12 protein-coding genes are annotated in these 12,967 nt (G+C 66.6%); 4 read left to right on the forward strand and 8 right to left on the reverse strand.

Features of this window, described 5'->3' with window-relative positions; translation table 11 throughout:
* Positions 1-118 precede the first annotated feature (118 nt).
* A complete protein-coding gene (locus tag EMQ25_RS16180) occupies positions 119-916 on the forward strand; it encodes a sulfite exporter TauE/SafE family protein (RefSeq protein ID WP_244606625.1) in 798 nt (265 codons plus the stop codon).
* Here EMQ25_RS16180 and EMQ25_RS16185 read toward each other — a convergent pair.
* The 3 genes from EMQ25_RS16185 to EMQ25_RS16195 all read right to left on the reverse strand — a co-directional run bounded on the left by EMQ25_RS16185 (position 907) and on the right by EMQ25_RS16195 (position 5,050).
* Positions 907-3,006: a molybdopterin-containing oxidoreductase family protein gene (locus EMQ25_RS16185; protein WP_127189651.1), complete on the reverse strand. Its 2,100-nt coding sequence runs from the start codon at positions 3,004-3,006 to the stop codon at positions 907-909. The genes EMQ25_RS16180 and EMQ25_RS16185 overlap by 10 nt on opposite strands.
* Before the next feature lie 76 nt (positions 3,007-3,082).
* Positions 3,083-3,271: a hypothetical protein gene (locus EMQ25_RS16190; protein WP_127189652.1), complete on the reverse strand. Its 189-nt coding sequence runs from the start codon at positions 3,269-3,271 to the stop codon at positions 3,083-3,085.
* 192 nt (positions 3,272-3,463) lie between these two features.
* Positions 3,464-5,050 carry an MDR family MFS transporter gene (locus EMQ25_RS16195; protein WP_127189653.1) on the reverse strand — a complete coding sequence of 529 codons (1,587 nt, stop codon included), beginning with the start codon at positions 5,048-5,050 and terminating at the stop codon, positions 3,464-3,466.
* 175 nt (positions 5,051-5,225) lie between these two features.
* Between EMQ25_RS16195 and EMQ25_RS16200 the strand changes: the two genes are divergently transcribed.
* On the forward strand, positions 5,226-5,831 hold the full coding sequence (locus EMQ25_RS16200) for a MarR family winged helix-turn-helix transcriptional regulator (protein ID WP_127189654.1): 606 nt from the start codon (positions 5,226-5,228) through the stop codon (positions 5,829-5,831).
* Positions 5,832-5,838: 7 nt separating this feature from the next.
* Here EMQ25_RS16200 and EMQ25_RS16205 read toward each other — a convergent pair whose 3' ends face one another.
* The 3 genes from EMQ25_RS16205 to EMQ25_RS16215 form a co-directional block, all read right to left on the reverse strand.
* Complete coding sequence (locus EMQ25_RS16205; protein ID WP_158626115.1) at positions 5,839-6,714, reverse strand: SDR family NAD(P)-dependent oxidoreductase; 876 nt, start codon at positions 6,712-6,714, stop codon at positions 5,839-5,841.
* A 101-nt stretch (positions 6,715-6,815) separates the two neighbouring features.
* Positions 6,816-7,238 carry a nucleoside-diphosphate kinase gene (gene ndk, locus EMQ25_RS16210; protein WP_127189656.1) on the reverse strand — a complete coding sequence of 141 codons (423 nt, stop codon included), beginning with the start codon at positions 7,236-7,238 and terminating at the stop codon, positions 6,816-6,818.
* Between the two features lie 128 nt (positions 7,239-7,366).
* The gene (locus EMQ25_RS16215) at positions 7,367-7,801 is read right to left on the reverse strand and encodes a hypothetical protein (RefSeq protein WP_127189657.1); all 435 of its coding nucleotides are present in this window, start codon (positions 7,799-7,801) and stop codon (positions 7,367-7,369) included.
* 90 nt (positions 7,802-7,891) lie between these two features.
* Between EMQ25_RS16215 and EMQ25_RS16220 the strand changes: the two genes are divergently transcribed.
* Positions 7,892-9,772 (forward strand): ABC-F family ATP-binding cassette domain-containing protein, encoded by a 1,881-nt coding sequence (locus EMQ25_RS16220; RefSeq protein WP_127189658.1) that lies wholly within the window; start codon positions 7,892-7,894, stop codon positions 9,770-9,772.
* Positions 9,773-9,779: 7 nt separating this feature from the next.
* Here EMQ25_RS16220 and EMQ25_RS16225 read toward each other — a convergent pair whose 3' ends face one another.
* On the reverse strand, positions 9,780-10,226 hold the full coding sequence (locus EMQ25_RS16225; protein WP_127189659.1) for a DNA polymerase III subunit chi: 447 nt from the start codon (positions 10,224-10,226) through the stop codon (positions 9,780-9,782).
* Between the two features lie 136 nt (positions 10,227-10,362).
* Between EMQ25_RS16225 and EMQ25_RS16230 the strand changes: the two genes are divergently transcribed.
* On the forward strand, positions 10,363-11,331 hold the full coding sequence (locus EMQ25_RS16230) for a nucleoside hydrolase (protein ID WP_127189660.1): 969 nt from the start codon (positions 10,363-10,365) through the stop codon (positions 11,329-11,331).
* On the opposite strand, the gene EMQ25_RS16235 is transcribed toward EMQ25_RS16230, so the two are convergent.
* A complete protein-coding gene (locus EMQ25_RS16235; protein ID WP_127189661.1) occupies positions 11,319-12,821 on the reverse strand; it encodes a leucyl aminopeptidase in 1,503 nt (500 codons plus the stop codon). The two genes, EMQ25_RS16230 and EMQ25_RS16235, sit on opposite strands and share 13 nt — an antisense overlap.
* Positions 12,822-12,967: the final 146 nt, after the last annotated feature.

The following is a 12,967-nucleotide window of genomic DNA, read 5'->3' on the forward strand; positions in this document are numbered from 1 at the left end:
ATCGGACGAAGTCCGGCGAGCGGCGGGTGCCAGCAACCGGAGAGGTAGATGTGGCTGGTGCGACAAAAAGTCAAGGCCCGGGGTCTCGCGGCTGGACTTGGGCCGACCGAGGCGTAGTGTGCGCCGCCTCACCACAGCGAGCATCGACGCCTTGACCGAAATCCTTCTTCTTGCCGCCGGCCTCGTCGCCGGGGCGATCAACACGCTTGCGGGCGGGGGATCGTTCATCCTCTTTCCCGCGCTCCTTGCGGCCGGCGTACCGCCAGTCCTCGCCAATGCCTCCAACACCTATGCCTCACTGCCCGGCTATGCGAGCGGAGCCATCGGGTTCTGGCCGCAGATCCGGGCGGAGCGCCGGCGGCTGACGCTCTATACGCTGATCGCGCTGGTGTTCGGCTTTCTGGGAGCCGAGCTGCTGCTGCGCGTATCGGATGCCGAATTCGCACTGATCGTGCCCTGGCTCATCGGCTTTGCGGTGACGCTCTTCGCATTCGGCGGGCGGATCAATGCCTGGATGGCGCGACGGGCCGCGGGCAGCCTCTCCATGCAGCGCGCCGGCACGATCGTGCTTGCCGGCCTTCTGGCACTGGTCTGTCTTTATGGCGGGTTCTTCAATGCCGGGCTCGGCATACTGCTCCTGGCGTTTCTTGCGCTGGCAGGCCTGCGCGACATCCACGCCATGAACGGGCTCAAGCTCTGGATGTCGGCCATCGTCGCGCTGGTCGCGGTCGCGCGCTTTGCGTCAGAGGGCGCGATTGCCTGGTATGAGGGCTCGATCGCCCTGATCGGCATCACCATAGGCGGCTATGGGGCGGCGCGGCTTGCCCATCTCGTTCCGACCGGCGTGCTGCGCGGACTGATCATCGTCTATGGGGTCGGGCTCACCGCCTATTTCTTCTGGACCACCTATGACTGAACCGAGGGCCTGATCCAGACCGACGCATCGTGGAAGGCGGCCCCGCCGAAGGGGGGCGCGGGATCCGCACCGATCAAGGTGTTGATCCCCCTGCCCCCGCGATGGGCCTTGTTGGGGTGGATGCTCTCGGCGATCAGCACGCCCTGCTGCAGGCCATCGAAAAATCGCGCCGTCAGCTCCACGGTGCCCCGATGATTGCCAAGGGTAACCGGAGCCCCATCGACGATGCCGCAGGCAGCTGCGTCGTCGGGCCGGATGAACACGGTCGGCGTGCCGTGGCGCTTCTGCGACCCGGGGGTCTCGGTGAAGGTGGAGTTGAGAAAGGCCCGCGCCGGGCTCGTGGCGAGCCGGAACGGCGTTTCGGGTGTCGCCTGCTCGTTGATCGGCCAATAGTCGACAAGAGCGGGCATCTCGGCAGGATCGCAGACCCATTTGAGGTCCCTGCGAATGCGCGTGGCTTCCCAGTCCGGCCGGAAACGGAAACGCTTGTCGGGCCAGGCGAAGCCGTCGGCGAAGCGGGTTTCGGGATCGGGCCGCGCCCGGTCGAGATAGCCCTCGGCTTCCCAGCTTTCGAGCGCAGGATAGCCCGAGCGTCGGAACGTCTCGGCCGCCATCTCCCTGTCGGTCATGGCAAGGCTCGGATGGCTCACCCCCAAACGGCGGGCGAGTTCGTTGACCACATCGAAATTGGAGCGCGCCGCGCCGGGGGCCGGCAACAGCGCGGGACCGAAAAGCACCCGGTTGTGCCCACTGCGCGTGTAATAGTCATTGTGTTCGAGGAACATGGTGGCCGGCAGGACGATATCGGCCATCTCGGCGGTTTCGGTCATGAACTGCTCATGGACCACGGTGAAGAGATCGGGCCGCGAGAACCCCTCACGGGTCCGCGTCTGATCGGGCGCCACCGACACCGGATTGGTATTCTGGATGAAGAGCGCCTTGACGGGCGGGCCGTTGCGCAGCGCCGCCGGGTCCCCCGTCAGTACGGCGCCGATCTCGGACATGTCGAGGGAGCGCACCCCAGGGGTCGCCAGTTCAGGCCCGGTGATGATCGATTTGTCCAGCGCCCAGCTGCCGGAATTGGAGTGGAACGCACCACCCCCGCGGTGACGCCAAGCGCCGGTGACGGCAGGGATGCAGAGCGCCGCATGCATGTTGGTCGAGCCGTTGCGCTGCCGGGTGAAGCCGTAGCCGAGCCTGAAGAAGCTGCGGGGGTTTTCGCCGACGAGCCGCGCGAACGCCTCGATCTCGCCGACCGGGAGGCCGGTGATGGCGCTCGCCCAGTCCGGCGTCTTTTCCATGAGATGGGCTTCGATCTCGGCGTCGAAATCGGTATGGCTCGCAAGGAAAGCCCGATCGGCAAGCCCGTCGCGCAGGAGCACATGCATGACCCCGAGCGCCAGCGCGCCATCGGTGCCCGGACGCAGCATGAGCCCGAGGTCCGCCTGCTCCATGGTGGCGGTGCGATAGATATCGACGACGACGATGCGCGCGCCGCGTTCCTTGCGGGCGCGGATGGCGTGGGTCATCACGTTGACCTGGGTGTGGACCGGGTTGGTGCCCCAGATCACCACGACGTCGCTCTCGGCCATCTGTTCGGGATTGGGCCCGGTGAGCAGCCCGGTGCCGGCAATGTAGCCCGGCCAGGAGGTGCCGGTGCAGATCGTGTCGTACTGGAGCGAATAGCCCTTGGCGTGGCGCAGCCGCGAGAGCCCGTCGCGATGCACATGGCCCATGGTGCCGGCATAATAATAGGGCCAGATGGCCTCAGGCCCGTGCTCGGCGGCGATCGCCTCGAAGCGGGCGACGATCTCGTCGAAGGCCTCGTCCCAGCCTATCTCCGCCCACTGGCCTTCTCCCTTTTCACCAACGCGGCGAAGGGGTTGCAGAAGCCTCCTGGGATGATGAATCCGCTCGGCATAGCGCGCGACCTTCTCGCAGATGACGCCGGCGGTATAGGGATCGTCCTTTGCCCCGCGCACGCGCCCGATGGTGCGGCCATCGATGATCTCGACGTCGAGCGCACAGGTGGACGGACAATCATGGGGGCATACGGAGCGGGCGATGCGCAGATCGGCGGGTTTGTTCATCATCGGGCCGGAAGGGTTGGCGGAGCGGCAGGATATGCCGCCCCACCCTGCGATGCCAGCCCCCGATGGCGCCGCGTCACTCGCGGCGCAGGCGCGCGAGCTCGAACTGGAAGAGGCGGAGGGCGATGAAGATCGCGAAGCTGAAGCACACGATCCCGGTCGCCTGGCTGAGCGGCAGATGGGACAGTGCGGGAACGTGCTTGGCCGCGAGCAGGCAGACCACGAGGGTCAGGGTGGCGGCAACTTCGGAAATCTTGAAGATCATCTGGGTCTCCGGCTGGCCGTCGCAATTGCGGCGGCAAATGGGTATCATTGCGAGGAGTGGGAGACGCAAGCCACTCAACGCATTGAATCCTGAGGCAGTCCGGGGCCACATTCTAGTCACAAAAACGCGAGCGCGAGGAGCGGCGTGGAACCGTTGCCGATTTGCCGCATTCGCGCGCGCGAGGCTTGGCGGTCAGGCGCGGCCTGAACCGCCTTCAGTGATCGGGCCGCCGACAATGCCGGCGGTCGCGGCTTCCTCGGCCTCGAACTCGGCTTCGGGCTCCTGGCGGAGCGTGGTGGCGAGCGGAACCTCTACGATCAGGAAGCCGAGCAGGCAGGCGATCACCGACGCGCCGGCGGCGATGAGGAAGACCGGCTGCAGCGAGGCGACGAAGCCGGCGAGCACGGTATCGCGGACGCCTTCGGGCATGGCGGCGATGGAAACGGCATCGAAGCCGGACGTGCCGCCGCCAGGCAGGACCGCGCGGAGGCGGTTCGCGAGCCCGGCCGAGAACACCGCGCCGAAGGCCGAGACCCCGATGGAGCCGCCGATCTGGCGGAACATCTGGACGCTGGCGGTGGCGACGCCCAATTGCGGGCCGGGGACGGCATTCTGCACGGCGGTGACGCCGATGCTCATAACCGGGCCGAGCCCGATGCCGACCACGAACATGTAGAGCGCCACCATGGGCATGGCGGTTTCGGTGCCCAGCGTCGAGAGCAGCAGCATGCCGATGGCGAGGATGCCGGTGGAGAGGATCGGCAGGAGGCGGTAGCGGCCGGTGCGACTCATCACGACGCCGGCAAGCGTGGAGGTGGAGATGAGGCCGGCCATCATCGGCAGCAGGTAGAGGCCGGATTCGGTGGGGCTGACGCCCTGCACGACCTGCAGATAGAGCGGCAGGAAGGTGATGGCCCCGAACATCGCAACGCCGACGATGAACCCGACGGTGTTGGTGATGAGGAAGGTGTTGTTGAAAAAGAGGCCGAGCGGGAGGATCGGCTCGGCGGCGCGGCGCTCGACGGCGATGAAGCCGAAGAGTGAGGCGATGGCGATGGCGATGAGGGCGAGCATCGGGGCGGAACCCCATGGCAGCGTATTGCCGCCGAGGCTGGTGTAGAGTACCGCCGAACTGAGCATTGCAGTCAGGAGTGCCGCGCCTGCATAATCGACCTTGCGTTCGGTGCGATTGCCCTTGGGTTTCAGGGCGAAGGCAATGACGCCGAGCGCAAGCACGCCCAGGGGCAGGTTGACAAAGAAGATCCAGTGCCAGGACAGATTTTCGACGAGAAAGCCGCCCAGCAGCGGCCCGATGATGGTGGCAAGGCCGAAGACGCCGCCGAACAGGCCCTGGATCTTGCCGCGCTCGCGGGCGGGAAGGACGTCGGCAACGACGGTCAGCGCCATGACCATGAGACCACCGCCGCCGAGGCCCTGGATGACGCGGGCGAGGATCAGGACCGTCATGTTGCCCGCAATGCCCGCAAGGACGGAGCCCAGAAGGAAGATGACGATGGCGCTCTGGATGACGATCTTGCGGCCATAAAGATCGCCGAGCTTGCCGTAGATCGGCGCAACGACCGTGGCCGAGAGCAGATAGGCCGTGATGACCCAGGTCAGATGGTCGAGCCCGCCGAGTTCGGCAACGATGACCGGAAGCGCGGTCGAGACGATGGTCTGGCCGATCGCCGCGAGGAGCAGCACCGCTGCGATGGCGAAGATGATGAGGCCGACCGGCTGGTCGACGGTCTCGGTTTCCTGCACGCTGGGGGCGGACATCAGCTACTCCTGGTTGCGTGCGGGACCGACCCATTGCCGCGAAGCGCACAAAGCCGACACGGCCGGCCCGGCGGGGTCCGGCTGTTGTCAGCCCCACAGATATCTGTTATCAGCACTTTCATGTCAATAGCACGCAATTCGCGACGCAGCGTTCAGTTCCAGGAGATGGCCGTCCATGCCGCATAGCGCCGAGACCATCGCCCTGCTCGAAGCAGCCGGGCTGACGCCCGAAGCGATTGCCGCCACCGCCCGGATCGACGGGATGCTCCAGGTGTGGCGCCGTCGTATGGTGCGGCGTGACCTCGTGCACCAGGCGCTGAAGGATCTCGGGCTGGAGATCGATCTGGCCCAGCTGGACGTGCTGGGCGCGATCGACGCGCCGGAGGGCATGTTCGATCCGGCGCCGACGGGCGAAGTGATGGTCGCGACGGTTGCGGATCGGCTGATGATCGACCCGTCCCGCGCAAGCCGTATCGTCTCGGAGATGGTGGCGGCGGGTTATGCGCTACGAGCGGTGTCGCAGGCCGATGCGCGCCGGACCATCATCGCGCTGACGCCGCGCGGCAAGGCGGTGGTCGAAGCCGTGCGCGCCTACAAGAACCTGCTGATGGGCGACTTCCTCGGCCAGTGGCCGGCCGAAGAGCTCGAACGGTTCCTAGCCCTGCTCGACCAGTTCAACTCCTGGCCCCAGCACACTGCCGCTGGACGCGAGCGCTTCGGCGCCGAGATCGCGGCGCTGGCCAAGACGGTCGCGCGCGCCAAGGCCGACGACGCCGCCTGAACGGGGTTCAGGCCTCGACGAGACCGATCCCCAAGGCGATTTCGCTCTCCTGCCAGAGCCGCTGCGCCGCAGCCTCGTCATAGGCGGCGGGATGGGCGCGGGCCGGACGATTGCGGACCACATAGGCGCCGTTGAGCACGCCGGTCCCGCTGTCGATGGCCAGATGGGCCACCCGCTCGCCCTGCCCTGCCCGCCTTCTGGCAAGACTGTGCGCGATTGCCCCGGGACCCTTGTGGCGCCAACGGCGGGCGAGGCCTTCGAGCCGGGGCGCCGCAAGGCTCGGCACGATGGCATTGGCCGTAATGCCGCTGCCGTCGAGGCGGCGCGAGAGCTCGAACACCATCTGCACATTGGCGAACTGGGCGGCAGCGAAGGCCCTGTCGGGATCGAAAGGAGTGGCCGGGGCCAGGGGCGCATGCCGTGGAGAGGTCGCAACGAGAATGCGCGCCCGCCCCGGCGGCCGGTCACCGGTCTTGCCTTCGGGAGAAAACCCGGCTTCTGCAGCCAGAGGGGGCAGCAGAAGATAGGTCAGAAGGAATGGCGCCAGGTGATTGACCGCCCGGGTCATCTCGATGCTGGCGGCGGTATGGCCCTCGGTCTCGTAGCGCGCGACCGCGGCATGCACGAAGCCGGCAAGCCGGGCATGACGCGCGAGAATGCGCTCTGCGGCCTCGCGAAGCTCCAGAGGATCGGCGAGGTCGGCGAGTTCGAGAGCGATATCGGGATTGCCCGAGCCATGAACGAGTTCGGCCTGCGCGTCCCGGCCCGCCTGCCCTTCGGGCGCAATCAGGATGAGCGGAATGCCGCGCGCCGCGAGCGCGAAGGCGGTTGCCTTGCCCAAGGGGGCATCGGCTCCGGTGACGACGATTGGCGGCTGGGCCATGCGGGAGAGTTGCTCTTGCTTCTGGGTGCCCCGAGCCATCACCCTCACGACAAAAAAGGGCCGCCCGAAGGCGGCCCTCTCAACGTCCGGTCACGTTAATTTCAGCCGACCAGCTCGTCGTCCGAGAAGAAGTACTTGATCTCCTGGGCCGCGGTTTCGGGCGCATCCGAACCGTGCACCGAGTTCTCGCCGACCGAGAGAGCGAACTCCTTGCGGATCGTGCCGGGCTCGGCATTGGCCGGGTTGGTCGCGCCCATGATCTCGCGATTCTTGAGGATCGCGTTCTCGCCCTCGAGCACCTGCACGACAACCGGCGAAGCAATCATCTGCTCGACCAGTTCGCCGAAGAAGGGGCGTTCCTTGTGGACCGCGTAGAAGCCTTCGGCCTGCTCGCGGGTCATGTGGATCTTCTTGATTGCGATCGGGCGCAGACCGTTCTCTTCGAACTTGGCGATGATCTTGCCGATCAGATTGCGGCGCACCGCGTCGGGCTTGATGATGGAGAAGGTACGCTCGAGAGCCATGTGATGGTCCTTGTTGTGGGTCCGAAAGGGTGGCGCCTTGTAGCCTCAGGTCGTGACGGAGGCAAGACGAGCCCGCGGCCCGACACGGAGAAAGGGGCGCCTGGCGCCCCTTTCACTCGTTATGGCGATCAGGGCGTCGGCCGCGCGCTATCGCGACGATCGTCATCGTCATCGTCGTGGTCATCGTCGTCATCATCGATGTCGGTGGTGCCGGTGGCGTAGACCTCGCCATTCGTGCCGCGCAGGGTCACTTCGAGCCGCGAAACGGTTTCGTCGGCCATGATGGTCTGTTCGACCTCGATCTCGACGATCTGCATGGTGCAGACCTCGGCGGTGCTGACCGCCGAGAATGTCACGGCGAGCGTGCCGTCGACGTTTTCGCCGATCTCGGCGGGCTGCACCTCTTCGCAGGCGCTGCCGTCATACTCGAACTCGACGCGCACCTCCTCGGGCCCGATCCGGTCGGCATCGAGGTCGCGCAGCGTCGGCGCATCCTGACCGAAAGCGGCGCCGGCAAGGGCGAGCACCGCGACGGATGCAAGGCTGAGTTTGGCAATGGGCATTGGACTTCTCCTTTCAGGCACGATATCTGGCGTTCCGCACCCCGAGAACAGGAACGCGCGAGCCCGCCCGGGGCTGCGTCACGATTTGCCATGCTCAGCATCAATAACCTCACCTACCGCATCCAGGGCCGCCCGCTTTTCGAGGAGGCGTCGGTCACCCTGCCGACTGGGTCCAAGACCGGCTTCGTCGGCAAGAACGGCTCGGGCAAGACCACCCTCTTCCACCTGATCCAGGGGCATATCGCGCCAGACGCCGGGAGCGTCGAGGTGCAGAAGAAGGCCCGTATCGGCGGCGTGGCGCAGGAAGCACCGGCGACCCAGGACAGCGTGCTCGACATGGTGCTCTCGGCCGACAAGGAGCGCACGGCGCTTCTCGAGGAAGCGGAGATGGCGACGGACGGCAACCGCATCGCCGAGATCCACATGCGCCTCGCCGACATCGATGCCCATACAGCCGAAGCGCGGGCTTCGACCATCCTGAAGGGCCTCGGGTTCGAGCAGGACCGGCAGATGGCGCCCTGCTCCACCCTTTCGGGCGGCTGGCGCATGCGCGTCGCGCTCGCGGGCGTGCTCTTTTCCCAGCCCGACCTGCTGCTGCTCGACGAACCCACCAACTATCTCGACATCGAAGGCACGCTCTGGCTCGAGAAATACCTCGCCACCTATCCCTACACCGTCTTCATGATCAGCCACGATCGCGACCTGCTGAACAAGGCGGTGGATTCGATCATCCATCTCGAACACGGCAAGCTGACCTACTACAAGGGCGCCTATGACGTGTTCGAGGCGACCCGTCGCATGCAGATGGAGCTCGCCAACAAGAGCCGCGAGAAGACGCTCGACCAGATCGCGCACATGCAGAAGTTCGTCGACCGCTTCAAGGCCAAGGCGAGCAAGGCCAAGCAGGCCCAGTCGCGCATGAAGCGGATCGAGAAGCTGCGCCCGCCCGAGGCGATGTATGACGAGTATTCGTCGCCGTTCCGGTTCGAGCAGCCCAAAGACGAGCAGGCCATGCCCATGATCACGCTCGAGAACGTGGCTGCAGGCTATGGCGACACTAAGATCCTCTCCCGCATCACCAACCGCATCGATCCGGACGACCGCATCGCGCTCATCGGGGTCAACGGCAATGGCAAGTCGACCTTCGCCAAGCTCCTTGCGGGAGATCTGAAGCCGATGGCAGGCGAGTTGCGGCGGGGCAAGAAGCTCGAAGTCGCCTATTTCGCCCAGCACCAGATGGACAAGCTGCGCCCCGAGCAGACCCCGCTCGAGCACATGGTCGACCTGATGCCGCGGGACATGGAATCCAAGCGCCGCAGCCGGCTCGCGCAGATGGGGCTGTCGCGCTCGCGCATGGACACGCTGGTCAAGAACCTTTCGGGCGGCGAGCGCGCGCGGCTGCTGCTCGGGCTCATCACCTTCGGGGGACCGGGCATGCTGATCCTCGACGAGCCGACCAACCACCTCGACATCGACAGCCGCGATGCGCTGGTGCACGCGCTCAACGACTATAATGGCGCGGTGCTGATCATCAGCCACGACCGGCATCTGGTGGAAACCACCTGCGACACGATCTGGATCGCGACCGACGGCACGATCAAGGAATTCGACGACGATCTCGACGGCTATCAGCGCATGCTGACCTCATCGAACGGCGCGCGTGGCGGGGGCGGCACTAGCGGGCTCTCCAAGGAAGACCGCAAGCGCGAGAAGCAGGAGGCGGCGCAGCGCCGGCAGGAACTGGCGCCCCTGCGCAAGTCGATCAAGCAGATCGAAGACGATCTGGCGCGGCTGAAGCGCAAGCGCCAGGCGATCGAGCGCGAACTGGGCGATCCAGCGACCTATGCGGGCGACCAGCAGCGCACCATCGCGCTCGGCGTCGACAAGGCGAAGGTCGAGGCGGAAATCGCGGCAGGCGAAGAGAAATGGCTCGAGATGAGCACCGAATACGAAGAGGCGATGAGCGCCTAGGCGCCCATCAGGCCTTCTTGGCCCAGCGCCCCGCCTCGTCCTGCTGCCAATAGGTGAGTGCATTGCCCGCCCCCAGCGCACGCCAGGCGAGGCGCGCCTCGGCCACCGCATCGGGATCGTGCCCGGAGAACAGGTAGACGATCCGCTCATACCCCTCGCCCGAACGCGGCACCGCCCGATCGGCAAAGAAGCGCACCTGCGCGCCATTGGGATTGTCAGGGCCGGTGGTGATGAGGATGGGCTGGCGCGGATCGGTGGGGTCCCCGGCCCGGCCGTGGGGCAGGAAGCTGTCGTCCCGCCAGGTCCAGAGATGAGTGTCGAGCACCTCGGCACGCTCCTCCGAGCCCACCTCGACGACCGCCCGCCAGCCGCGCTCGAGCGTCTTTTCGAGCAGCACCGGCAGCACGCGTTCGAGGGGCTGGTTTTCGAGGTGATAGAAGAGGATCTCGGCCATGGCTCCTTATTCCACGCCCGGACGACGCGGGAAAGCCTGCGCCTCTTGCCGCAGGCGCGCGCGCGGGCTGGCGCGAACGGTGCGGCCCGTGCCATAGGGGCGCCCACCAAATAAAACGATTATGAAGGATGCGCCAATGACCGACCGCGCAGGCAATAAACTGATCCTCGATACCGATGGCGGGGTGGACGACGCCCAGGCGCTGCTGATGCTGCTGGCCAACGGCAAGGCGCCCGACGCGATCACGACCGTGTTCGGCAATGTCGGGCTCGAGGCTGCGACGCGCAACATTCTGGACGTGCTGGCGGTGGCGGGCGTTTCGATCCCGGTTCATGCCGGTGCGGACCGGCCTTTGACGCAGCCGGTGGTGGACGCCAAGTACATTCATGGCGAGGACGGGCTTGGCGGTGCGCCGCGGCCGGACCGCGCGGCTCCAGTCGCCGGCAATGACGGCGTCATGTTCCTGCGCGAGAGTTTTCGCGCTGCGGCGGCACGGGGCGAGCGGATCGACATCCTGATGATCGGGCCCCTCACCAATCTGGCGCTCGCGCTGAGGCTGGAGCCGGGGATCGTTGCGGGGATCGGGCAGCTCACCATCATGGGCGGCACTGTGAACGGACGCGGCAACACGACGCCGGCGGCCGAGTTCAACATCTATGCCGATCCGGAAGCGGCGAGCGTGGTGTTCGGGGCAGAGATCGAGACGGTCGTGGTGCCGTGGGAGCCGTGCACGACCCATTTCACGCCGGCGAGCGAAATGCTGGCGCTGTTCGCGGGGCTCGGCGACAGCGCGGAGCGGCGGTTCTCCGAAGCGCTGGCACACCACGCGATGAAGATGACCAAGGGCTGGAGCGGGCAGGACGTGTTCCGCTTCGTCGATCCGCTCGCTGCGGCCGTCGTCATCGATCCCTCGATCGTCACCGGCACGCTCGAGGCGAGCATGGACGTGGCGCTGGCGCCCGGCCTGACGCGCGGGATGACGGTGGTCGATCCCTCGGGGCGCCTCGGCACCCCGAAGGTCACGATCGTCGAGACCGCCGATCTGGGGCGGCTCGAGGCGTTCTATCGCGCCTCGATCACCTGGAGCGCGGCTCAGGCCTCGTAATTGTCACGCACGAGCCGGTCGAGCAGCGCAACGCCGAAGCCCGGGGCCCAGCTCACATTGATCTCGTTGGAATTGGTCGCCATGCCGGCGCCGGCGATATCGAGATGGGCCCAGGGCACGTCGTTGACGAAGTGCTTGAGGAACTGCGCGGCGGTGATCGAACCGGCGTGACGGCCGCCGGTGTTCTTGATGTCGGCGAAGCGGCTCTCGATCATCTTCTCGTAGGCGGGGCCCATGGGCATGCGCCAGACCTTTTCCCCCGAAGCGAGGCCCGCCTTGGCGAGCCGTTCGGAGAGGTCGTTGTCGTTTGAGAAGAGCCCGGCATGATCCTGGCCGAGGGCGACGAGAATCGCTCCGGTGAGGGTCGCGAGGTTGATCATGGCCTTGGGCTTGAAGCGATCCTGCGCGTACCAGAGGGCGTCGGCGAGCACGAGCCGGCCCTCGGCGTCGGTGTTGACGACCTCGATGGTGCGGCCCGACATGGCGGTCAGGATGTCGCCGGGGCGCATGGCGTTGCCGTCGGGCATGTTTTCGACCAGCCCGATGATGCCAACTGCGTTGACCCTCGCCTTGCGTGCGGCGAGCGCGTGCATGAGGCCGGTAACGGCGGCGGCGCCAGCCATGTCGCCCTTCATGTCTTCCATGGACCCGGCGGGCTTGATCGAGATGCCGCCGCTGTCAAAGACCACGCCCTTGCCCACGAAGGCGATCGGGGCTTCCTTCTTCTTGCCGCCCTGCCACTGCATGACGACGAGCCGCGCCGGACGGTGCGAGCCGCGCGCGACCGCGAGCAACGCGCCCATGCCGAGCTTTTCGAGGTCGGAGGGCTTGAGGATCTCGATTTCGACGCCGAGGTCGGCAAGGCGCCCGGCACGTTCGGCGAACTCCACCGGGCCCAGCACGTTGGGCGGCTCGTTGACGAGTTCGCGCGCGAGCAGCGTGCCCTCGACCACCGCGCCGCGTTCGGCGATGGCCGCGTCGGCTGCGGCGGGATCGGAGACATGCAGGGTGATGGTCAGGGAGTCGGGGCCGCCATTGTCGTCTTTGGGCTTGGTCTTGTAGCGGTCGAACCGGTAGTGGCGGAGCCGCAGGCCGGCGGCGAGTTCGGCGACGAGCTGCGGGGTCGCATCGATTCCGTCGAGCACCACCGCTGCCGCTTCAGCCTTCAGCGCCAGCAGCTTTCCCATCAGCGATCCACCGCGGTCGGCCCATGCGGTAGCCGACGCGGGGGCGTCGCCATTGGTCATGCCCGAACCGAGAACGAGCAACCGGCTCGCTTCGAGGCCGGCGGGCTTGACGATATCGAGCGCCTGTCCCTGCTTGCCCTTGAACCCTGCAGCTTCGCTGACCTCGGCCCAGTCGAGCCCGGTTGCGGCCCAGACCGCCGTGCCGCCATCGGCCGGCGCCGCCCCTTCGGCAGCGTAGATGACGAGGGTGCCCGTGGGACGGGCAGGCATGGGCGCTGTCTTGATGACGAGTTCTCTGGGCATGGAGGCGTGCCTTCTTGATTGGGAGATGGGGCCGGAGCGGCCGCAGGGAGGTCCTTGCAGAGATAATGGCTGCGGCCCGCGCGTCAATCCCGCAACGGCCCGCTACGGGGGAGGCGAGAAATGGCCACGCGCCGGCGCGGAGGCTT

The sequence above is a fragment of the Arsenicitalea aurantiaca genome (assembly GCF_003994485.1).
Lineage (GTDB): Bacteria > Pseudomonadota > Alphaproteobacteria > Rhizobiales > Devosiaceae > Arsenicitalea > Arsenicitalea aurantiaca.